This window comes from Sphaerisporangium rhizosphaerae, from assembly GCF_042665155.1.
In the GTDB taxonomy this organism is placed as follows: Bacteria; Actinomycetota; Actinomycetes; order Streptosporangiales; family Streptosporangiaceae; genus Sphaerisporangium; species Sphaerisporangium rhizosphaerae.
This window is the reverse complement of the sequence record NZ_JBHTCG010000039.1, coordinates 50,541-73,239: the sequence shown is the minus strand read 5'-3', so window position 1 is coordinate 73,239 and position 22,699 is coordinate 50,541. Positions and strand designations below refer to the sequence as shown.

Here is a 22,699-nt window from a genome sequence, read left to right as displayed (position 1 = left end):
TGCAAAGATATATTTGCGGAACTCCCCGCCACCCTCTCGGGGGATGAAACTTTCAGCCGCGGCCCGGCCCCGCCCGACGCCCGCGACCGGCCGGGAGCGAAGCGTCCGGCCAGACGGCACACCTAGGCGGCGGGTCGCGCGCCGTGCCGCCGGAGCGGGGCCGCCGCGGACCGCGCCCCGATCCATTGACGGCCAGGACACACGTTGGAAACATCGCGGGCACCGACGTCTATGGGAGCGCTCCCACATCCGGTTCCCTCAGACCTTCCGACCTTGACACCTGGGGATATCGCGTGATCAGACCATCCCGGCGATGGGCGGCCTCACTGGCCCTCACCGCGGCGGCCACGCTGGCCGCGTCCGCCCTGTCCAGCCCGGCCGCCCAGGCGTCCGGCGCGAACACGGCGCCCACCAAGGCACGGGCCGCCGTCGCGAACGCCGACCCCGACGGCCCCGAGCAGATCCACAACGGGACCTTCGACAGCGGCAGCGACCCCTGGTGGCACACCGACAACATCACGTTCGACACGACCGGAGGACGGCTCTGCGCCGACATCCCCGGCGGCACGGTCAACCCGTGGGACGTCATCATCGGCCAGAACGACATCCCTCTCGTCCAGGGCGAGACCTACGCGTTCTCCTTCTCGGCCTCCGGCGACCCGTCGAGGGTCGGCAAGGCGATGGTGCAGATGCCCGTCGACCCCTACACGGCCTACGTGACCGCCAACCCGGAGCTCACCCCGGCCGGCGGGGACTTCCACTACACCTTCACCTCGCCGGTCGACCTGGCCACCGGCCAGGTGGTCTTCCAGATCGGCGGCAGCGCCACGCCGTGGCGGTTCTGCATGGACGACGTGAGCCTCAAGGGCGGCGCCGACCCTGAGGTGTACGTGCCGGACACCGGCCCGCGCGTCCGCGTCAACCAGGTCGCCTACCTGCCCAAGGGCCCGAAGAACGCCACCGTGGTCACCGAGGCCACGACCGCGCTGCCCTGGAAGCTGAAGAACGCCGCGGGCGCCGTGGTCGCCTCCGGCACCTCCACGCCGCGCGGCGTGGACGCCAGCTCCGGGCAGAACGTCCACTCCATCGACTTCGGCGCCTACACCAAGGCGGGCGCCGGCTACACGCTGACGGCCGACGGCGAGACCAGCCGGCCGTTCGACATCGGCGCCGGCGCGTACGAGACGCTGCGCTCCGACGCGCTGAAGATGTACTACCCGCAGCGCAGCGGCATCGCGATCCGCGACGACCTGCGCCCCGGCTACGGCCGGCCGGCCGGCCACATCGGAGTCGCGCCGAACCAGGGCGACACCAACGTGCCCTGCCAGCCCGGCGTCTGCGACTACAGCCTGGACGTCTCCGGCGGCTGGTACGACGCGGGCGACCACGGCAAGTACGTCGTCAACGGCGGCATCTCCGTCGCCCAGCTCATGAGCGAGTACGAGCGCACCAAGAACGCCCCGACGGCCAAGCCCATGGGCGACAACGCGCTCGCGCTGCCGGAGAGCGGCAACAAGGTCCCCGACATCCTGGACGAGGCCCGCTGGGAGCAGGAGTTCCTGCTGAAGATGCAGGTGCCGGACGGCAAGCCGTACGCGGGCATGGCGCACCACAAGATCCACGACGAGAACTGGACCGGCCTGCCGCAGCTGCCGCACACCGACGCGCAGAAGCGCCAGCTGCACCCGGTCTCGACCGCCGCCACGCTGAACCTCGCCGCCACGGCCGCCCAGGCCGCCCGGCTGTTCGCGCCCTACGACGCGGCGTTCGCCGCCAAGAACCTGACCGCCGCCCGCAAGGCGTGGGCCGCGGCCAAGGCCAACCCCGCCGTACTCGCCTCCCCCTCCGACGGCACCGGCGGCGGCACCTACGACGACGCCGACGTCAGCGACGAGTTCTACTGGGCCGCCGCCGAGCTCTACATCTCGACCGGCGAGAAGGAGTTCCAGGACTACGTGCTGGCCTCGCCGCTGCACACGTCCGACATCTGGGGCGAGCGCGGCTTCGACTGGGGCCACGTGGCCCAGCTCGGCCGGCTCGACCTGGCCACCGTCCCGAACGCGCTGCCCGGCCGCGACCAGGTGCGCGCCTCGGTGGTCGCCGGAGCCGACAAGTACCTGGCCACGCTCACCGCGCACCCGTACGGGGTGCCCTACAACCCGCCCACCTATGACTGGGGCTCCAACAACCTGGTGCTGAACAACATGGTCGTCATGGCCGCGGCCTACGACCTCACCGGCACGCGCAAGTACCGGGACGGCGTCCTGCAGGGCATCGACTACATCTTCGGCCGCAACGCGCTGAACCAGTCCTACGTCACCGGGTACGGCGAGGTGAACTCGCACAACCAGCACAGCCGGTGGTACTCCCACCAGCTCGACGCCACGCTGCCCAACCCGCCCAAGGGCACCCTGGCCGGCGGCCCGAACTCCGGCATCCAGGACCCGCTCGCGGCCGAGAAGCTGAAGAACTGCAAGCCCCAGTTCTGCTACATCGACGACATCAACTCCTGGGCCACCAACGAGCTGACGATCAACTGGAACTCGCCTCTGTCGTGGGTCTCGGCCTTCGTCGCCGACCAGGGCGACGGCACGGTCCAGGCCCCCGGCAAGTGCCAGGTCACCTACACCACGCACGGGCAGTGGCCGGGCGGGTTCACCACCCAGGTGACCGTCAAGAACACCGGCTCCACCGCGGTGAACGGCTGGAGTCTGGCGTGGTCGTTCCTCGGCGGCCAGCAGGCCGGCCAGTCCTGGAACGCCGGGATCACCCAGAGCGGCGCGAAGGTGACGGCGAAGAACGTGGCCTCCAACGCCAAGATCGGGGCCGGGCAGTCGGTCACCTTCGGCTTCCTCGGCACCAGCCCCGGCGGCGCCAACCCCAACCCCGACCTGATCACCCTCAACGGAGCCGCCTGCTCCTGACCTTCCGTCCTCACCGTCTCACCGTCCGCCGGGCCGCCACCTCACGAGGTGGCGGCCCGGCCGTCATCCGGGAGGCCCGCCCGGCGGCGCCTCCCGCCGGCCGGGCTCCCGGACGACGGGCTCCCGGACGACGGGCTCCCGGACGACGGCGACTCCCGCCGGGCGGGCCCGGACGACGGCGCCTCCCGCCGGGCGGACGCCGTCACGCCCGCCGCGCGGCCTTGGCTAGGGTGGGCGGCATGATCGGTGCCATCTGGATCGACGAGGCGGTCACGCGTCTGCGGCCGGACTTCCACGTCCTGGCCATCGGCGCGTACGGCCTGCTCAACGGGCCCTCCGACGAGCGCTCGCGCGGGTGGCTGGCCGAGGCGGCGGCCGGCGCCGTCACCCCCGGCCACCAGAACATCCTCGCCTGGCAGGACGCCTACCGCGCGTTCGGCGCCAAGCCCCAGCGCACCCGGCCCTCGGTCGACGCCCTGGTGCGCCGGATGCCGCCTCCGGAGATCAACCTGGTCGTCGACGCCTACAACGCGATCAGCGTCCGTCACGTCCTGCCCATCGGCGGCGAGGACCTCGCCCACTACGAGGGCACGGCGCGGCTGGTCCGCGCGGGCGGCGAAGAGCCGTTCGACGCCGTCGAGAAGGGCGAGACGGTCATCGACCACCCCGAGATCGGCGAGGTGGTCTGGCGGGACGACCACGGCGTCACCTGCCGCAGGTGGAACTGGCGCCAGTGCGTGCGCACCCGCATCACCGAGGACACCGTGGACGCGCTCTTCCTGCTCGAACGGCTGGCGCCGATGTCGCTGGAGGAGCTGGCGGCGGCCGGGGAGGAGCTCTCGGGCCTGCTGCGCGAGATCACGCCCGGCGTGCGCCTGGAGTCCCGGCTGGTCGGCCCCGCCTGAGGTCCTGCCGGCCTGCCTGAGTCCGGCCTGTGTCAGTCCGGCCTGCGCGAGGCCGGTTTGTCTGGGTCCGGTCTGTCTGAGGCCGGTCTGTCCGAGTCCGGCCGGCCCGTCGCGCCTGAGTCCGCGATCGCCCGCCTGAGTCCGGGTCGGTCCGCGAGGCACGCCTGTGGCGCCGGGGGCAGAGCGAGCATGCCCGGGGGTGAGCATGACCTCACCCCCCGGACTGACTACCCGCGCGTGACCAGTTTGAACGGTCCTGGGATGATCGGGCGTGAGCCCGGCCACAGATAGCACGCGTTACTTCTGCGGGCGAGTAGCCTTGGACAGGTTCTTTATTCAACAACGCCGATCTGCGGAAGAGGGCGATTTCCGCCGTGTCGTCTGAGTCGTCGCGGACAAACCCCATGACCAACTTTGGCCAGAACGAGTGGCTTGTCGACGAGCTGTACCAGAAGTACCTCCAGGACCCCGAGTCTGTCGACCGTGCCTGGTGGAACTTCTTCGCTGATTACAACCCCAACTCCGGCACGAGCCGCGCGCAGGCGCCCGAGGGGTCCAACGGCGCGACGGCCGACGCCACCACGGCGACCGCGACCGCGCCGCCACAGCCCGTGCCGCCGCAGGCGGCGCCGGTGAAGGCCGCTCCGAAGGCCGCTCCCAAGGCCGCCAAGACGACTCCTGCGGCCCCGCAGGCCGCCGACAAGGCCAAGCCCGCGGCGGCGACCCCGTCCGGAGCCGAAGAGGTGCGGCTGCGTGGCGCGGCCGCCCGCACGGCGCAGAACATGGACCTCAGCCTGGCGGTCCCCACCGCCACGAGCGTCCGGGTGGTCCCAGCGAAGCTGCTCATCGACAACCGCATCGTCATCAACAACCACCTGTCGCGCGGTCGTGGCGGCAAGGTGTCCTTCACCCACATCATCGGCTTCGCCATCATCAAGGCGCTGTCGGCGATGCCCGACATGAACCACTCCTACGCCGAGATCGACGGCAAGCCGACGCTGATCAAGCCCGAGCACGTCGGCCTCGGTCTCGCCATCGACGTGCAGAAGAACGACGGCACCCGCCAGCTCCTCGTCCCGTCGATCAAGAAGGCCGAGTCGCTGGACTTCCGCCAGTTCTGGACGGCCTACGAGGAGATCGTCCGCAAGGCGCGCGGCGGCAAGCTCGGCGTCGACGACTTCGCGGGCACCACGATCAGCCTCACCAACCCCGGCACCATCGGCACCGTCCACTCGGTCCCCCGCCTGATGCCCGGCCAGGGCACGATCATCGGCGTCGGCGCGATGGAGTACCCGGCCGAATACCAGGGCGCCTCCCCCGAGACGCTCAACCGCCTGGCGGTCAGCAAGGTCATGACGCTGACCAGCACCTATGACCACCGCATCATCCAGGGCGCCCAGTCCGGCGACTTCCTGCGGCGCATCCACCAGCTCCTGCTCGGCCAGGACGGCTTCTACGACGAGATCTTCCAGTCGCTGCGCATCCCCTACGAGCCGGTCCGCTGGGTCCAGGACATCTCGGCCACGCACGACGACGACGTCGCCAAGTCGGCCAGGGTCATCGAGCTGATCCACGCCTACCGCGTGCGCGGCCACCTCATGGCCGACACCGACCCCCTCGAGTACAACCAGCGCAAGCACCCCGACCTCGACATCAAGTCGCACGGCCTCACGCTGTGGGATCTCGAGCGCGAGTTCGCCACCGGCGGTTTCGGCGGCAAGCCGCTGATGAAGCTGCGCGACATCCTCGGCGTGCTGCGCGACTCCTACTGCCGCACGGTCGGCATCGAGTACATGCACATCCAGAACCCCGAAGAGCGGGCCTGGATCCAGAGCAAGGTCGAGAAGCCGCACGGCAGGGTGAGCCGCGAGGAGCAGTTGCACATCCTGCGCCGGCTCAACACCGCCGAGGCGTTCGAGACCTTCCTGCAGACCAAGTACGTCGGCCAGAAGCGCTTCTCGCTGGAGGGCGGCGAGTCGCTGATCCCGCTGCTCGACTCGGTGCTCAGCGACGCGGCCGAGGAGGAGCTCGACGAGGCCGTCATCGGCATGGCCCACCGCGGCCGGCTGAACGTCCTGGCCAACATCGTCGGCAAGTCCTACGCCCAGGTGTTCGGCGAGTTCGAGGGCAACCTCGACCCGCGCAGCGCCCACGGCTCGGGCGACGTGAAGTACCACCTCGGCGCGTCGGGCGACTTCACCACGCCCAGCGGCAAGAAGATCGCCGCGTCCGTGGTGGCCAACCCGTCCCACCTGGAGGCCGTCGACCCGGTGCTCGAAGGCGTCGTGCGCGCCAAGCAGGACCTGCTCGAGCGCGGCGAGGAGGGCTTCACCGTCCTGCCGGTGCTCGTGCACGGCGACGCCGCCTTCGCCGGCCAGGGCGTCGTGGCCGAGACCCTGCACCTGTCGCAGCTGCGCGGCTACCGCACGGGCGGCACGGTGCACGTCGTGGTGAACAACCAGGTCGGCTTCACTACCTCGCCCGCCTCCTCCCGGTCCAGCGTGTACGCCACGGACGTGGCCCGCATGATCCAGGCGCCGATCTTCCACGTGAACGGCGACGACCCCGAGGCCGTGGTCCGCGTGGGCCACCTGGCCTACGAGTACCGCAAGAAGTTCCGCAAGGACGTCGTCATCGACCTGGTGTGCTACCGCCGCCGGGGCCACAACGAGGCCGACAACCCGAGCTTCACCCAGCCGCTGATGTACGACCTGATCGACGCCAAGCGGTCGATCCGCAAGCTCTACACCGAGGCGCTGATCGGCCGGGGCGACATCACGGTGGAGGAGGCCGAGCAGGCGCTCCGCGACTACCAGGAGCAGCTCGAGCGGGCCTTCACCGAGACCCGCGAGGCCGGCAGGAAGCCGCTGGAGCCGGGCGCGGTCGTCAAGCCCGCTCCCGACGAGGTGGTGCCGTGGTCGCACGACGACACCCCGACGGGCATCTCCGAGGAGACGATCAAGCGGGTCGTCGAGACCCAGCTCACTCTGCCCGAGGGCTTCACGGTCCACCCCCGCCTGGCCCCGGTGCTCCAGCGCCGCGGCCAGATGGTGACCGAGGACGCCATCGACTGGGCCATGGGCGAGACGCTGGCCTTCGGCTCCCTGCTGATCGACGGCCACCCGGTGCGCCTGGTCGGGCAGGACTCCCGCCGGGGCACCTTCGGCCAGCGGCACGCCGTGCTGGTCGACCGGGTCACCGGTGAGGACCACACGCCGCTGAAGAGCTTCAACCAGGGCACCACGAAGTTCTACGTCTACGACTCCCTGCTGTCGGAGTTCGCGGCGATGGGCTTCGAGTACGGCTACAGCGTCGTGCGCCCGGACGCCCTGGTGGCCTGGGAGGCGCAGTTCGGCGACTTCGCCAACGGCGCCCAGTCGATCATCGACGAGTTCATCTCCTCCAGCGAGCAGAAGTGGGGCCAGCGCTCCGCGGTCGTGCTGCTGCTGCCGCACGGCTACGAGGGGCAGGGCCCCGACCACTCCTCGGCCCGCATCGAGCGGTTCCTGCAGATCTGCGCGCTGGACAACATGACGGTCGCCCAGCCGACGACGCCGGCGAACTACTTCCACCTGCTGCGCTGGCAGGTGGTGTCGAACCGCCGCAGGCCGCTGATCGTCTTCACGCCGAAGTCCCTGCTGAGGCACAAGGCGGCGTCCTCGGCGAGCGCCGAGTTCACCTCCGGCGCGTTCCGCCCGGTGATCGGCGACGCCACCGTCACCCCGTCGGACGTCCGGCGCGTGGTCCTCTGCTCCGGCAGGGTGTACTACGACCTGGCGAACGCCCGTGACAAGCAGCAGCGCACGGACGTGGCGGTCGTCCGGCTCGAGCGGCTCTACCCGTTCCCGGCGGAGGAGCTGCGGGCCGAGCTGTCCCGCTACGGCTCCGACGTCGAGCTGATCTGGGCGCAGGACGAGCCGATCAATATGGGCCCGTGGCCGTACCTCACGCTGAAGCTCACCGAGGACCCCGGCCTGCTCGACGGGCGGCGGCTGCGCCGGGTGTCGCGTGCGGCCAACTCCTCCCCGGCGGCCGGCTCGCACGCCGCGCACGACGCCGAGCTGGAGCACATCGTCACCGAGAGCCTCGGCTGACGGGACGCGCCGTCACCTGCGTCATCGGAGTCCCCCACAGGCGTTCTGTGGGGGACTTCCCCATATATCCGCACATGCAGGAGAGTTGCGATGTACTTCACTGACAGGGGCATCGAAGAGCTGGTCGAGCGACGCGGCGAGGAGGAGGTCGGCATCACCTGGCTGGCCGAGCGGCTGCGCGAGTTCGTCGATCTCAACCCCGAGTTCGAGATCCCCGTCGAGCGCCTGGCCACCTGGCTCGCCCGCCTGGACGACGAGGACGACTGACCACGGCCCGCCTCGGCCGGCGCCTTTCGGCGTGCCTGCCGGCGTGTGCTCCCGGCGTCCTTCAGGCGTGCTCGGCCTGTTCTCGCCGCGCTTCCGCCACGCTCCGGGCGTACTTCTGGCGCACTCCGGCGTACTCTCAGAACGCGATACATCTTGACTTCTGCCTGACGAGATATATCGTGTTCCGTGGAAGGCAACCACGACCAGCCGTCGAAGGACGAGGCCATGCCCAAATGGACCATCGACAAGCCGGAGAAGCTGACGTTCGAGGCGGTGAGCGAGCTGAGCGTCCGCATCGTCGCCGGCCGGCTCGCCGTGCTCGCCAGCGACGGGCCACCGACCCTGGAAGTGAGCGACATCGACACGCCACCGCTGATCGTCGAGCAGGACGACGACGGCCGGCTCACCGTGGCCTACAAGGACCTCACCTGGGACGGCATCCTCGGGTGGCTGCGGCCTGGCCGGCGCGACACGACGCTTACCCTCACCCTCCCCAAAGAGTGTCCCGTCCAGGCCGGGGTGATCTCGGCCTCCGCGGTCGTCGCCGGCTTCGAGAGGCGCACCAACGTCAAGAGCGTCTCCGGTGAGATCGTGCTGGACGGCGTCAGCGGCGAGATCGAGGCCGAGACCGTGTCCGGCGCGGTCGAGAGCCGGGGCCTGGCCGGTGACCTGTCGTTCACCAGCGTCGCCGGCGAGCTGACCGTGGCCGGCGGCACCCCGCGCCGCCTGCGCGCCAACACCGTGTCCGGCCGCATCACCGCCGACCTGGAGCTGCCGCCCACCGGCCACGTCACCCTGCACAGCGTCTCGGGGTCCATCGTCGTGCGGCTGCCCGGGGCGGTCGACGCCGATGTGTCCCTGCGCTCGACCTCCGGCCGGCTGAACAGCGCGTTCACCGGCCTCGGCACCACCAGCCGCCCGGGCGCCAAGTCGGTGTCCGGCCGGCTCGGCGGAGGCATGGCCTCCCTGTCGGCGTCCACCGTGTCGGCCGATGTGACCCTTCTGAGGAGAGAGCAGTGAGCCCCGTTTTCGCCCATGGACGCCTCCGGTTGTACCTGCTCAAGCTGCTGGAGGAGAGCCCGCGGCACGGCTACGAGGTGATCCGCCTGCTGCAGGACCGCTTCCTCGGCGTGTACTCGCCCTCTCCCGGCACCATCTACCCCAGGCTCGCGCGCCTGGAGGAGGAGGGCCTGGTCACCCACGAGCTCGTGGACGGCAAGAAGGTCTTCACGATCACCGACAAGGGCCGGGCCGAGCTGGAAGCCCGCATGGACGAGCTCGCCGAGCTGGAGCAGGAGATCTCCCAGTCCGTCCGCGACATCGCCCGCGAGGTCAAGGAGGACGTCCGCGACACCGTGCGGTCGCTGCGCGACGAGCTGACCCAGATGGCCCGCGAGGTGCGTCAGACCGGCCAGGAGGAACACCGGCAGGCCAAGGAGGACGCGCGCACGGTCAGGGAGGACTACCGCCAGGCCTGGCGTGAGCAGAAGCAGGTGTGGAAGGAGCAGAAGCAGGAGTTCGAACGCCAGAGGCGGGTCTGGAAAGAGGAGACCCAGCGCTGGAAGCAGGACTGGCTGCGCGGCGCCTGGGGCGGCGCCTGGCAGGGGCACGGCTCCCGCGACCGCGACGCCGAGCTCGGCCGCATGCTGGCGGAGTTCGTCGAGGAGATCCGCGGCGCCGCGGCGGCGTCCTCGGTGACCGAGGAGACCCTCGCCACCGCCCAGGACGCCCTGTACGAGGCCGCCACCCGCATCCGCTCCACGCTCCGATGATGATCCTGTACGGCTTCCGCCCCCCGTTGCTCCGTCTCGGCGGCCACGCTCAACCGTGCGCGCCGTGGGAGGAGACGCCGGAAGCCGTCCAGCAGGACGAGGCCGCCGAGCGGGACGGCCTCGCCGCGTGCCTCATCGGCCCGTGGGCGGCGTGAAGACCACCTTTCCGAACACCTCGCCGTGCTCCAGCGCGGCGAACCCCTCCTGCGCGCGGTCGAGCGGCAGCACGCGGTCCACGATGGGACGCACGCCGGTCTGCACGAGGAACGTGGCGAGCCGGCCGAGCTGGTCGCGCGTCCCCATGGTCGAGCCGACCACCGAGAGCTGCAGGAAGAACACGCGGTTCAGGTCGGCCGGCGGCACGGCGCCGCTCGTGGCGCCGGAGACCACGATGCGCCCGCCGGGGCGCAGCGACTTCAGGGAGTGGTCCCAGGTGGCCTGCCCCACCGTCTCCATCACCGCGCCGACGCGCTCGGGCAGCCGGGCCCCCGGGGCGAACACCTGGTCGGCGCCGAGTTCCAGCGCCCTGGCGCGCTTGTCCTCCGAGCGGCTGGTCGCCCACACCCGGTAGCCGCCCGCGCGGCCGAGCGCGATGAGCGCGGTGGCGACCCCGCCTCCGGCACCCTGGACGAGCACGGTGGAGCCGGGCTCCAGCCCCGACTTCTCGAAGAGCATCCGGTAGGCGGTCAGCCACGCCGTCGGCAGGCAGGCGGCCTCCTCGAACGAGAGCCCGGCCGGCTTGGGCACCAGGTTGGCGCGCGGGACGACGACCCGTTCGGCGAACGTGCCGTCGTGGCTCTCCGACAGCAGCGAGCGCTTGGGGTCCAGCGTCTCGTCCCCCTGGACCGGGGTGCCGATCACCGAGTGGACGATGACCTCGTTGCCGTCCTCGTCCACGCCGGCGGCGTCGCAGCCCAGCACGATGGGGAGCCGGTCCTGCCGGATGCCGACGCCCCTGAGCGTCCAGAGGTCGTGATGGTTGAGCGCGGTCGCCTTCACGGTGACCACGGCCCATCCGCCGGGGACCTCCGGCTCGGGCCGCTCGCCGAGGGTGAGACCGGCGAGCGGGTTGTCTGGGTCGGTGCTTGTGCATGTCACGGCGAACATGGCGGCACCCTACCCCCGGGGCGGGCCCCGTCCCCTTCCCGCCACCCCCTGTCCACGGCCCTCCCCGGCCGTCGACGTCGCCGGCGCGGGCTCCTCGTCGACACGGCGGAGGAAACCGGCGGCACTCCGCGAAATCCCGGAAAGGCGTCCTTGGCGGCATCCAACCCGCTACGCCGTTATCGCCGACACCTCCGGCGATTATTGGAACAAGGCGGCAATCCCGGACGAAATACCGTAACCGCATGGGGCGGCGCGCCCACGTCCCGGGAAATTTACGCGGCGCCACTGAACCGCTGATGCGGGTCGTCCGTTTTTTACCTGGAGTCGATTTCCGCGCTGGGACAGGGCTTCCGACGTGCGGGGACCTCAGAGGGCTGTCCGACTTATCACGAAAAAAGCGTGAGTAGCGGGCCACTATTTTTTACAATTACTCCGCCGCTTGCGCGAATCTCCCGCATGTCGGACAACGGTATCGAGGTCGACCATGAGTAGGGTCGGACATGCAGGCGCGCCAGCATCGAGGTGCTCCTTTACTTTGAACTGCAAAAAGAAAAGGACCGCTTTATGATAGACGTCGGTCACCCACGGTCTCTCCAACGTAATGTCGGTCGTTCATGGCTGACGGCAGCTCTCACGGGCGCTCTCGCGATGGGCGCGCTCGCCGCGGCACCCAGCAGTGCGAGCGCGAGCACCGCCCCGCAGGCCCTCGGCACGCAGGCGGCATCCCTGCTTCCCGCCGGGCCCGTGAAGCCCGGGTTCTCCGTCACCGTACGACGGGCCACCGCGACGACCACGACACTGACCTCGTCGCACAACCCGTCCCGGCGGGGCGAGTCGGTCACCTTCACCGCCTCGGTGACGGCGACCGGCACCACCATCCTCCCGACCGGCAGGGTCGTCTTCAAGAACGGCACCGTGGAGCTCGGCACCGCCGACCTGCTCACCGGCGGCCGCGCGACGCTGACGACCACCACCCTGGCCGAGGGAACCCACACCATCTCCGCCCAGTACCTGGGCAACACCTCCTTCGACCCCAGCAACATCGCGACGCTCGTCCAGCGGGTCGAGGCCGAGCGGAAAGACGACGGCAAGAAGAAGGACGACGGCAAGAAGGAAGCCCAGAAGTCCGACCACGACGACGACTGGGAGGACGAGGACGAGCCGAGGACCATCCGGCATGACGACGACGAGCACCAGTGCCGCCGTCTGAGGAACGCCGAGGAGCGCCACGGCATCTCGGCACACCACACCAAGGAGGAGTGGGAGAACCTGCGCCGCCGCTGCGACAGGTGGTGGCACGACCGCAACGACCACACCGTGCTGGTCGACAGGGGCATCCGCCGGCACATCGAGGGCTGGTTCGACCACGGCGGCGGTCACCGCGAGTACTGGGACAACCACCGTCACAAGTGGGTGCCCGAGCACCACGAGCACCACGAGAAGCAGTACCACCAGAAGCACTACAAGAAGGAGCGGCCGAAGCCGGTCCAGCATTTCGCCGTGACGGGTTGATCCACCGTCCCGGGGCCACGAGGGCCCGTCCGCAATCCCGGACGGGCCCTCCGGCTCGCCCCCACCGCACCCGACAACGCCACCGCGCACCACCAGCCACCCACGATCACCACCACCGCCCACCGGTCCGCCGAACCGCGAAGAGCAGCAGCCAGTACCTTCACGGGGGTCCCATGTACGTCCGCCGCCGATCCACCCGCACCGTCCTCGTCATCGCCGCGGTGGTCACCACGGTCCTGCTGAGCGTGGCCATGCTGGTGATCGTCACCAACTGGAAGTTCGACCGCGAGCTCGCCACCCCGCCCGCACCCCCTCCGGCCAAGCCCATCCCGCCGGCGAAGGTGACCACGGCCCAGCTCGCCGCCCTGCCCAGGTCGACGACGTGGACGACGGTCAGCGAGGCCGAACCCGACTCGCAGCCCTTCGCGGCCAACGACGGCCTGGTCGTCCACCCGCGCGCCCAGAAGGTGGTCTACGCCGAACCCGGCGGCCCGGCGATCGCCGTCCTCCCCACCACCCAGCTCGACCAGCCGACCTGGCTCCCGGTGGTCGAGACGCGCCCCGGCTGGATGCGCGTCCTGCTCCCCAGCAGGCCCAACGGGTCCACCGGCTGGATCCACACCGGCGACGGCAAGACCAAGGAGTCCCACAGCCCCTACCAGGTGCGCATCGACCTGTCCGACCGCAGGCTCGCCGTGTTCAAGGACGGCCAGGAGACCGGATCGTGGCAGGTGGGCATCGGCACCGACCAGACCCCCACCCCCGTCGGCCGCACCTTCCTGCTCGCCGCCCTCTCCCCTTCCGGCGTGTCCTACAGCCCGGTGATCCTGCCGCTCGGCTCGCACTCGGAGAAACTGAAGACCTACGACGGCGGCCCCGGCACCGTCGGCCTGCACGGCTGGCCCGACAAGAGCGTCTTCGGCCACGCCGTCTCCCACGGCTGCGTCCGCCTCCCCAAACCCGCCCTCGACGCCGTGACCCACCTCCCCCTAGGCACCATGATCATCATCAACGACTGACGCCCCAGGACCACAGACCCGTGAGTGATCGTTGAAGAGCGGCGCATCCGCCTGTTCAGGGAGTGGGCGCGGCGGCTCGGCGGTAGGCGGTGGGAGTCACTCCGTAGTAGCGGGAGAACCAGCGGGTGAGGTGGCTCTGGTCGGTGAAGCCGGTCGTCGCAGCGACGTCCGCCGCAGAGCAGCCCTGGGCGAGCAGCCTGCGTGCCGCGCGCAGCCGGAGCTGGCGCTGGTAGTCGCTGGGCGCCATGCCGTACGCCTCCCGGAAGGATCGGTACACGGCGAACCGGCTGCGCCCGGTGGCGAGGGCCAGGTCACCCGCCGAGACCGCGCCGCCGTCCAGGTCGTGCAACAACTCCCGCACGACCCGTGCCGTCCTCCGACCATCACCCCCTGCCATACCGGCCATCTCGCGCTCGGCCGGCCCCGCCATGCCGCCCGTACTCGGCCGTGGCGTCCCGCCGCCGGGAAGATCGCGACCCCGTCCACCGCCGTACAGCGGCACGAGCCTGCGTCCCGCCTGCCTCGCCACGGCCACCACCACGGAGTCGAGCAACTCCTCCCGCCGCAGCGGCGTCGCGTCCGCCTCACCCGTCAGAGTCCCGTGAAGCAGGCGCAGCCGTCCGGCCAGCACGGGATCGTCCACAACCGGCTCGGTGAACAACGGCAGCCCCGCCCTCCGCCCGGCAGCCTCCCCCAGTACCTCGGCGACCAGGTCGGGTCCGATGTGCACCATCCGGTAGGTGAAGCCCACCTCGTCGGCCGCGTGCCCATCGTGCGGGTCGTCGGGATTGAACACCATGACCATCCCCGCCGCGCTGGTACGGGCCTCGCCCCGGCAGGTGAAGTGCTGGGCCCCCTCCTCGGTCATCCCGAAGGAGTAGGTCTCGTGGCTGTGCCGATGGTAGACGTGCCGCTCGAAGTGCGCGTGCATTGCCTCCAACGGCCGATCGGCCGCCCGCCAGTACCGCGACCAGTCCCCTCCCATGCCCTCCATTCTGACCACACGCCCGACCACCCGCAGGCCACCGCGACGTCCGCCGACGCCCGCATGACGACCTCCGTACCGACGTGCATGACCACCGGCCGCGCAGCCCGCATGACCGCCGTCGGCGCCGCCCCCTCATGACGACCATCCGCGCCGACGCCCGCGTGAAGAACTGTCCGTGCCCCCCCGCAGCGCCGATCGGCACCGGGTTCCTACTCCCGCACTGCCGAACGGCGCCGAGCCGACACCCCCACCGCACCGGCGTACAAGACGGGAGCCCCGACCGCCGCCAAGCTGCTCGGCATGCGTTTCGACACGAAGATCGCCATCGTCGTCCGGGAGGACCTGGCCGTCTGGCAGAAGCTCAACGTGACCGCCTTCCTGGCGAGCGCCATCGCCGCAGCCTCGGAAGAGACCATCGGCGAGCCGTACGCGGACGCCTCCGGCAACGCCTACCTCGCCATGTTCCGCCAGCCGGTCCTCGTCTACGCCGCCGACACCGAGGGCCTCGCCCGCACCCACACCAGAGCCCTCGCCCGGGCGATCCCCACAGCGGTCTACATCGAGGACATGTTCAAGACCGGCCACGACGAAGCCAACCGCGCCACCGTCCAGGCCCACCCCGCCGAGACCCTCCCCCTGGTCGGCCTCGCCCTTCACGCCCCCAAGAACCTCCTCGACAAAACCCTCAAGGGCCTGAGCCTCCACCCCTGACCGCCCGATCTCCGACCCATTGGCAACCTGCGGCACCTGATAAGCCCGCCGATAACATAAAAACAGACACCGCCGACCGCCTCCACCTGGCACCGTGATCCGACGTGAACCGACGTGAACCATGGCCCACCAGCGCGGCAGAGGCCACCGCCGTCCAGTCACGGCTCCGGCAGCGCATCTGTATGTGATTAGGGGCAATCATCCGTCGGCAGACAGGGGCGGATATCAATTATCCAGATTCCGGAAACGTTGGAATCACGTTGTAGCGCGCGCATCACCTGGGCCGAACCGCCGTCGGCGATGATGCCGTGAATGAGTCCATCGGAGGCCGCCTTACGCAACTCTCCCACCGACAGACCAAAACCTCTCAGCGTCCCGTCGTCCTGTGGGCCGAGCTTCGACACCCAGTCCCTGAACTGCGTTACCGGCGAGCCGGAACATATGGCCGGCGTGGTCGAGCCCTGGCATCCTTGACCTCCATCCCAGTAGATCGGATACCCATCTCGCCGGGCACGGGAAAGGAGGATACGAGCCGAGTTATCGTACATGAAGCGAGGCCGAAATCCTTCTTCCGACACGGGCTTCTTGTATTCGACGATCGCAGCGATGCGGACTCCAGCCCCGAGCCTCTTCAAGATCCATGCACTTCCATCGCCATCCACTCCGGTGCCGAACTCCAGAAGCGCCCTAGACGCCACGCTTTCGGGCATAGCATATATCCGGCGGACCCGGCCCAGCCTGTCCAGGCTGACCGAATAGGGCACATATTGAGATGTGCTCAGCCCTTTGAAGGTGGAGAATGAGACCATGCCAGGATGGAACTCATAGCCGTTAGGGGTGTCTTCGATATTCCCTAGATAAACAGCCAGTCGGTCGGCCGGATTCGTCGCTATTGTTGCAAGCTTCACCACCATGTCTAGATGGTCTCGGGTCGCGCCGGAATTTTCCTGGTTGGGCGCCGGATTCACATGTCGAGTCGACGAACCCTGAGTACAGCCTCCAGCCAAGATACAGAGAATGGCCAGAGAGATGGCCAGTCGGCCAGAGGTCACAGATTACTCCTTGATATCGAGACCAGGGATCATTGCCTAATGGGCTGAGAAGGTCCTGTAACCGACCAGACCATGCAGCCACGTAACTGCCGCGAGCCAAGCGACCCACGGCAGCTACGTCTAGGCTTAGCGGGCTATGCTCACATGGTTTCTATTGGTCTCTCCATGCGCTCCTAATGGACCGACTCTGGGATGACACGTAACCCTTCTGTTTGGCCCATATAAAGGTACCGGTGGTTTGTTGCTGATATTTCTGGACGGAGCAGCTACTGAGTCCAGTCTGCCAGCAAGTGGCGATCACGGAGTCAACTCCGCTCCAAAGAGCAGATCTGAATGCGAGACTCGCGTTCGATCCGCCTTCCCGGCCGTCTAGTGACGCTTCTCCTGAGCAGTCTTTTCCAGCCGATCTCGTGATGGAGACCCCTCCGCCGACCTCGACGCCCGCAAAGGGGACACCTACGACCACTGCGCCCTGGAAGGTTAGTTGATAGCTCGATCCGGCCACCACGAAACACGCTGCGCTTTTGACGTTGACACTCGAATTGTCCAGGACGTATTTTTCTTTGCTCCCCTTCTTCGCCGCACTCTTCCTGAACTTTGAATCCGTGTAGAGGCTCGCGACCGCGCCGAACTTGTTCACATTCCATGTTGTGTCTTCGTAGGGTACGCACTTACGCCACTTCGACTTGCCGACAGTCTCGAACAGGAGGCCTTTATTCGGCCGCCACTTATCGGTATTGCTAGTCCCAGGCCAATCCTTGTAGGGATAGCACACCGGCCAATCACCCATCGACCTGGTTTCTGATCTCGAAGGAGCAGCTGCACTTTCCGACGAGTCGAAGGCTCGAGTCAGGTACTGCTCCCCATCGGTCTCGATGAAATCCGTGGAGTCCTCATTCGAGTCAACCGGCACCTCGATGATGGTGATGTTTCCACAGCGGTCGAAGACGAAGACCGATATAGATGATTCACTATGCTCCACCGATCCGGCAGCTTCTGCGATGACCCGCGACTGTGCTGGTGCTACTGCGGATCCGCTGGTCTCTGTCCAGGTACGCTTGACCTCTGCGGTAACGCGCACTCCGCCACCCAGTGCACCTTCAACCACCGGGCTGGATAGCTGAACGGTGGAACCTGCCCTTATTATGCCAGCTTGTTCCATACTTTCGCGCTGCTTGGTGAGAGTTGCATTCAGCAAGGAGAGCTTGGCACTGCTAGGCGCTTCTGGAGTAACGCCCGGTGCATCCCAGACGGCGACCGCCGAACCCTCCAGTACTGCATCTTGCGCCTGGTAGTAGGCCTTGACCCGGTTCAGGAACGCCTGACCGCCCTCGCCCTCAGCTGTCCTTAGCGAGACCTTACTCTGTGCTGCGCTTGGCGGAGTGTCCAGAAATGGGACACACGCGCTGCCTGCTGAGGGAGGAGGTGTCGGCACTGCCTTGGGAGTGACGGTGATGTTTTCCCAGTCCCCGGTGCCGAAGGCAGTCTTTGCTCGCACTCTGATCGTGTAGGTCTGCCCGTTGGAGAGACCACTGACGGCTGCCCACGGATCCTTGACGTCGAGGGTCTGCACCATGCTGCCGCCATTGTCGGTGACTTCGACATCGTAGCCGTCGAGCATGGCCATGCTGCCGTTGGATTCTGGTAGACCCCAGCTGGCGATCGCGCTGGCGTCGCCGGCGGCTGCGACAAGATTGAGGACCTTACTCGGTGGCCCAGCGGGAAAATAGGTGAGACCGAGCGACGGCTGTTCGGTGGCTGCCGAGTCGCCGAATGTTATGGCCTCGTCCTTATTGGAGGTGAGCAGCAGCCACTGGTATGTGCTGTCGGCGATGTCGGCCGTCGGACCGGTGAGTGGCAGCGTGTACGGGGTGGTGCTGGTATCGGCATCGCCTGCTAGCTCCGAGCCTCTCGACTCAGCGGTGACAGGGCTCTTGAGCGGGATGGCTGTGACGACTGCATCGCTCGGGCAGGTCCCTACCGGGCAGATCGGAGTACCAAGGTTAAGGATCGCTTGCGAGACGGCCGCGCCGTCAGGGAGTTCATCGAGCTTGAACCCAACGACGGCTGCGGTCTTCTGGGCGTCAGTGCCGCCGATCAGGATGGTGCTCGCGTCGGTCACCGTACATGGGGCGCCGCCGCAAGCTGTTGCATCGGTCTTAGCGCTCTTGACGACGATGTTGTCCTTCCCCAGCGTCAAATGCCGGACGTTCTCGTCGGGCTCAGGTGGCGGGGGAGTGCCAGGGGTCACGAAGGAGACGGAAGTGGTTTTGGCGGTGCATACCTCCTCCGCCGTTGTCTGGCCTCCCGCGCAGGTAGCCATTTGCCACTTGTAGGCCGTGCCCGGTTGGACGGTGTTCTCCGGTATCTGGAACGACGCTCGTTCGCCGCCGTTGACCGTGCGGGTCCCCAGCGGCGCGGCACCAACCGGTGCCCCGCTGCTGTCGTACAAGTAGTACTTGGCAGTAACCGTCCCGCCGGAAGGACGGTTGACCATGCCGGACAGTATGGGCCGGACCGGGTCGGCCATACCAGTTTCCGTGTCGGTCGGCAGCAGCGGAGCGTCCGTAGTGATCCGGTAATAGGGGGATTCGTTGCAGGTGATAGGAGTCACGCCGTTGAGGCAGGCTCGGACGGAGATTTTGAAGGTGTCGACGTTGCTGACGTCGTAGGTTTGGGTGGCGGTCTGACCGGAGGGGAGGTTGGCGGTGGTGGGTGGGGTGAGGTTGAGCATCCACCTGATCTCGGTCTCGCTCAGGGCGCGCTGGTAAGCGCGGACCTCGTCGTAGGAGACCTTGGCGGCCGTCAGGACGCCTCCGCTGGGGTTGATGACGAACGTGCCGCCGCCATAGGAGTCCCAGGCCGAAGTGAAGGTCTTCTTGGCGGACTGGACGCCGTTGACGTAGAGGCGCATCTCGTGGGCGGTCGCGTCGTACACCGCCGCCAGGTGAGCCCACGTGCCGCTCGACACGGTGGCGGACGAGGTGATCGTCGTCCCGCCGCCCGTGGCGGTGTTGGACATGGTCATGCTGAAGTTGCGTGCGCTGCCGTTGTAGGTGACCAGGAAGCCGTCCCCGGCCGAGGTGCGCTGACCGAACAGTCCGCCGCCGGCCGTGGTGTCCGCACGAACCCAGCCGCTCACGGAGAAGCTCTTGTCGGTGTGGAGCACCGCGCCGGTGCTGCCGTCCGAAGGAACGGTCGGAGCACCGTTGAACTGGATGCCCTTCCCGTCCTTACCGGTGATGTTGGTGTAGCGCCCCGAGACGAAGGTCAAAGAATGGCCGTTGCCGGTGGAGTCGGCCTGGTCCGCACCTTCGGTGAAGCTCCATTGGGCGGCGGCCCCTCCTCCGGTCGTCCAGGCCGGGAGCGGCGCAGTGGAGTCGAGGACAGACAAGTAGTAGTCGAGGTTGCGGCCGTCGACCGAGGTGCTGCGGTATCCCACTTTGACCGAGCTGGTGCGCACGATCGCGTGGTCGCCGTCCATGGAGTCGACCGACTCCGCGGTCACGGTGGGGATCTCCGGAGGCAGGAAGTACTGCACGATGAGTTTGGGTGGTGTCGCTCCGGTGCCCGACATCTCCGCCGAGTGGTAGGTGACCATGTAGCTTTCGACGCCAGCGGTCAGGCTTTCCGACGGTCCCTGCAGCTCGATGCCGTAGTTAGGTGTGCCCGAGGCCCACTTCTTCACCCAGTCCGTGACGGGCCATGACATCGCCCCTGGAGTGCTTACTCCCGTGGTCGGGCATATCGTCGCGACAGAGTCACTTTCCGTTCCAGGCTTGTTCGACCATGTCATATGACCAGCCGTCCAGCCAGACGAGGTACGCGCGGCCCGGACCTTCCCGTCCCCCGTACTCGCGCAGCGGAAGGCGTCTGTGCGCCAGAGCTGGAGAGCGGCGCTGTAGATGGCCTTTCCCGCCAAGGCGCCGGTATCGAAGGCGAGGTAGGAGCGGAAGTACTGGAATCCATCTTTGCCGGAGCAGGTGAAGATGTTGCCCCCGACTTTGAGCAGCGTGGCGCTGGGTTGATCGAAGATGCCGCACTCGGATCGTGAGCCCATCGTCGTGTCACTGATGACGCTCAGTGTGGTGGTGGGGTCCACGGTGACCGGGTACCGGGTCTTGGGATCTGCCAGCCAGGCGGCGTCCGGCTTCAGAATCAGGATCTTCCGGCCGCTCTCCCGCGCCACAGAGGTGGTGATCGCACCCATCCGTCGTGCCGTTGGGCCGGCCTGTTGCTGCTCGCCGACGGCATCCCACATCACCGGCCGCGGCGCCCGCGCAATGACCTTGCCCTTGGCGTCCGTGAGTTGCAGGCCACCGTTCGCGCTCTCGCCGAACGCCATACCCGCTGTCTGGACGGGGATACGGAACTCCACCGAGCCTGTGGGGCGCTCCCGTAGCACCACGTCGTGGGAGAAACCGGTGCTCAGTGCGGTGACCACCAGGTCGGCGGACGGCCCCGCCGCGTTGACGTAGGTGGCGACGTTGCCCTTGACCACTGGCCTCGGCAGGGTCCTCCCCCAGGACAGGCTGAACTTCTGACCCTTGTCACGCTCCATCGTGGCGAACGGGGCGTCCCCACCGAGCGAGAACTGAACGTCCGCCTTCGCGACTCTCGGTTTCAGTACTCCGTCCTTCTCGACGAGAGCGGTGTCCATCCAAGCCCAGGTGCCGTCGGGCTGCTTCACCTGGGCGGGGCTGGAGTAGGACTCGGTCGTCAGATGTCCATCCGGGTAGGCCCAGGTCCGTGAGGTCTCGGACGTCGCTGCGGTCACCTCCACGGGTTTGCTCTGCTTTTTCGCCTCGGCGATTCCCGCGCGCAGGTCCGCATCGGGGTCCGTGGGACGCGGGAACGGGGTCGGTTTGACGACCGGATCGGACTGCGCGGGACTGGTGGATGTCTGTGTGCCCGCCGTCGCCGACGGCATTCCGCCGGCAGTGAGCAGAGACGCGGCGAGGGTGGACACCGTGATCGCTGCGAGGCGTCGACGCAGCCCATCTGGTCGCGCGTAGCGTAACGGGAAGAATCCTGAGCGTTTCACAAACCACCTCAATGGGTGTAAGTGGACATGTCAGGTTCTCTTTTAACGTTCTTCCCGATCTTCCGACAATGTGACATAGAGCACGCGCAACACGCCGATAGTGTCCGTAACAGCCCAATGTCCGAAAACGATCAGCGACCTCCAGCTCAATGGGCATCGTCGATGAAGGTGCTGGTCAGCCGACCATGTCACACGAAGAGTGGCGCTCAGTGAGCCTTACGGCGTGCTGGAATCTGAGAATGGGGCGACCCAGTACGAGATGGCCGCAACAACGCCCGAAGTGACGCGACGCCACCGCGGGCGTTCGCCACCCCCGTCGTCAGCGGATGCCTGAGTCAGAAATCGAAGACGGGTCCCGCGGTGGCCTTGAGTTCGCAGCGGTTGGTGAAGGTGCGCTCGTAGGACAGACGGCCGCTGTCCCAGAGGCCGGCTGCGTAGACGGTGACCGGGTCGTACTCCTTGCCGCACTTGACGCCCGGCGAGACGTTCAGGTCGTTGAGGTTGGCCCCGACGTGCTCCAGTTGCTTGCAGGCGTCGGCGGCCTTGGGGTGGGAGCCCGCGGTCGGGCCGCACAGGAGCAGGACCGCCTTGTCCGCGGGCGTCGGCGACTCGCCTCGCGCGACCGCTATGAGCAGGACGCGGCTGACCCCCTTGGCCGGGGCTGAGTTCAAGGAAGCCGCATTGCCGAGGTCCTCGTTGGACGCGGCCGCGTCGGGCGGAGCGGCGTTGGCGGCGACTCCGGGCCCGGACGCGTTCCGTGAAGCGGACGAGGAGCCCGGAGGCGCCGGCGCGTGGGGGCCCAGGGTCGTTTCCTCCAGGGCCATCCAGGAGAGAAGGTGGGCGGCCGGGCCGCCGGGGAGGGGGTGGGGAACGGCACCAGTGGCGACCGGCCCGGCGCCGGGGACGGGGCCGAGGAGGTCGTTGTGCTCGCCACCGGGCAGCAGGCCCAGGATCGTGCCGGAGATCGGGCGGGGGATGACGACGAGGTCGCGCTCGCTCATGGGCGTCGGCGACAGGGCAGCGGCCGTGCTCAGCAGCAGGACGGCGCAGGTCAGACCCAGTGCAAGGCGTCGCATGGCAGATCCCCCGATCTCTCGTGTGACGTTGGGCGGTCGGCTTCCTCCCGCCTTGTGGCCGGCGTTGCTCTCCTCGCGGCGTCACCCGCTCGTCCGGGGGTCGGCGATCAGGCCCCAGGGAGGCCCTGAGCCCTGATCAACGAGCGAACTTCGACGTATCAGGTATCTCTCCGGTTCCACCGGTTTCATAACAACCAGGTAACACACGCATGCTTTTGTCCGGTTTTG

General features: G+C 68.1%; 15 protein-coding genes. 10 read left to right on the top strand and 5 right to left on the bottom strand.

Features of this window, described 5'->3' with window-relative positions:
* Nucleotides 1–293: 293 nt before the first annotated feature.
* From ACFQSB_RS35355 to ACFQSB_RS35325, 7 genes are all read left to right on the top strand, one after another.
* On the top strand, nucleotides 294–2,924 hold the full coding sequence (locus ACFQSB_RS35355; protein WP_380831267.1) for a glycoside hydrolase family 9 protein: 2,631 nt from the start codon (nucleotides 294–296) through the stop codon (nucleotides 2,922–2,924).
* A 239-nt stretch (nucleotides 2,925–3,163) separates the two neighbouring features.
* Nucleotides 3,164–3,829: a B3/B4 domain-containing protein gene (locus ACFQSB_RS35350; RefSeq protein WP_380831265.1), complete on the top strand. Its 666-nt coding sequence runs from the start codon at nucleotides 3,164–3,166 to the stop codon at nucleotides 3,827–3,829.
* Nucleotides 3,830–4,203: 374 nt separating this feature from the next.
* Nucleotides 4,204–7,923, top strand: coding sequence for a multifunctional oxoglutarate decarboxylase/oxoglutarate dehydrogenase thiamine pyrophosphate-binding subunit/dihydrolipoyllysine-residue succinyltransferase subunit (locus tag ACFQSB_RS35345; protein WP_380831264.1), 3,720 nt, complete (start codon nucleotides 4,204–4,206; stop codon nucleotides 7,921–7,923).
* Between the two features lie 90 nt (nucleotides 7,924–8,013).
* Nucleotides 8,014–8,190: a DUF6104 family protein gene (locus tag ACFQSB_RS35340; RefSeq protein ID WP_354852895.1), complete on the top strand. Its 177-nt coding sequence runs from the start codon at nucleotides 8,014–8,016 to the stop codon at nucleotides 8,188–8,190.
* A 186-nt stretch (nucleotides 8,191–8,376) separates the two neighbouring features.
* Complete coding sequence (locus tag ACFQSB_RS35335) at nucleotides 8,377–9,210, top strand: DUF4097 family beta strand repeat-containing protein (RefSeq protein WP_354852897.1); 834 nt, start codon at nucleotides 8,377–8,379, stop codon at nucleotides 9,208–9,210.
* On the top strand, nucleotides 9,207–9,962 hold the full coding sequence (locus tag ACFQSB_RS35330; protein ID WP_380831261.1) for a PadR family transcriptional regulator: 756 nt from the start codon (nucleotides 9,207–9,209) through the stop codon (nucleotides 9,960–9,962). Before ACFQSB_RS35335 ends, ACFQSB_RS35330 begins: the two co-directional genes overlap by 4 nt.
* On the top strand, nucleotides 9,962–10,117 hold the full coding sequence (locus ACFQSB_RS35325; protein ID WP_354852901.1) for a hypothetical protein: 156 nt from the start codon (nucleotides 9,962–9,964) through the stop codon (nucleotides 10,115–10,117). Before ACFQSB_RS35330 ends, ACFQSB_RS35325 begins: the two co-directional genes overlap by 1 nt.
* On the opposite strand, the gene ACFQSB_RS35320 is transcribed toward ACFQSB_RS35325, so the two are convergent.
* Nucleotides 10,095–11,069 carry a zinc-binding dehydrogenase gene (locus ACFQSB_RS35320; protein WP_380831259.1) on the bottom strand — a complete coding sequence of 325 codons (975 nt, stop codon included), beginning with the start codon at nucleotides 11,067–11,069 and terminating at the stop codon, nucleotides 10,095–10,097. The two genes, ACFQSB_RS35325 and ACFQSB_RS35320, sit on opposite strands and share 23 nt — an antisense overlap.
* Before the next feature lie 648 nt (nucleotides 11,070–11,717).
* On the opposite strand from ACFQSB_RS35320, the gene ACFQSB_RS35315 reads away from it, so the two are divergent.
* Together ACFQSB_RS35315 and ACFQSB_RS35310 are read left to right on the top strand one after the other, a co-directional pair.
* Nucleotides 11,718–12,581: an Ig-like domain-containing protein gene (locus ACFQSB_RS35315; RefSeq protein ID WP_380831257.1), complete on the top strand. Its 864-nt coding sequence runs from the start codon at nucleotides 11,718–11,720 to the stop codon at nucleotides 12,579–12,581.
* 173 nt (nucleotides 12,582–12,754) lie between these two features.
* Nucleotides 12,755–13,600, top strand: coding sequence for a L,D-transpeptidase (locus tag ACFQSB_RS35310; protein WP_380831255.1), 846 nt, complete (start codon nucleotides 12,755–12,757; stop codon nucleotides 13,598–13,600).
* A gap of 55 nt (nucleotides 13,601–13,655) precedes the next feature.
* Here the strand turns inward: ACFQSB_RS35310 and ACFQSB_RS35305 are convergent, their stop codons facing one another.
* Entirely contained in the window at nucleotides 13,656–14,585 is a 930-nt protein-coding gene (locus tag ACFQSB_RS35305; RefSeq protein WP_380831253.1) for an AraC family transcriptional regulator, read from the bottom strand.
* 303 nt (nucleotides 14,586–14,888) lie between these two features.
* Between ACFQSB_RS35305 and ACFQSB_RS35300 the strand changes: the two genes are divergently transcribed.
* Nucleotides 14,889–15,299: a DUF2000 family protein gene (locus tag ACFQSB_RS35300; protein WP_380831251.1), complete on the top strand. Its 411-nt coding sequence runs from the start codon at nucleotides 14,889–14,891 to the stop codon at nucleotides 15,297–15,299.
* A 188-nt stretch (nucleotides 15,300–15,487) separates the two neighbouring features.
* On the opposite strand, the gene ACFQSB_RS35295 is transcribed toward ACFQSB_RS35300, so the two are convergent.
* The 3 genes from ACFQSB_RS35295 to ACFQSB_RS35285 form a co-directional block, all read right to left on the bottom strand.
* Nucleotides 15,488–16,213: a hypothetical protein gene (locus ACFQSB_RS35295; protein ID WP_380831249.1), complete on the bottom strand. Its 726-nt coding sequence runs from the start codon at nucleotides 16,211–16,213 to the stop codon at nucleotides 15,488–15,490.
* A gap of 289 nt (nucleotides 16,214–16,502) precedes the next feature.
* Nucleotides 16,503–21,320: a LamG-like jellyroll fold domain-containing protein gene (locus tag ACFQSB_RS35290; protein WP_380831247.1), complete on the bottom strand. Its 4,818-nt coding sequence runs from the start codon at nucleotides 21,318–21,320 to the stop codon at nucleotides 16,503–16,505.
* Between the two features lie 410 nt (nucleotides 21,321–21,730).
* Nucleotides 21,731–22,471, bottom strand: a complete 741-nt coding sequence (locus ACFQSB_RS35285) for an SSI family serine proteinase inhibitor (protein ID WP_380831245.1) — start codon at nucleotides 22,469–22,471, stop codon at nucleotides 21,731–21,733.
* Nucleotides 22,472–22,699 lie beyond the last annotated feature (228 nt).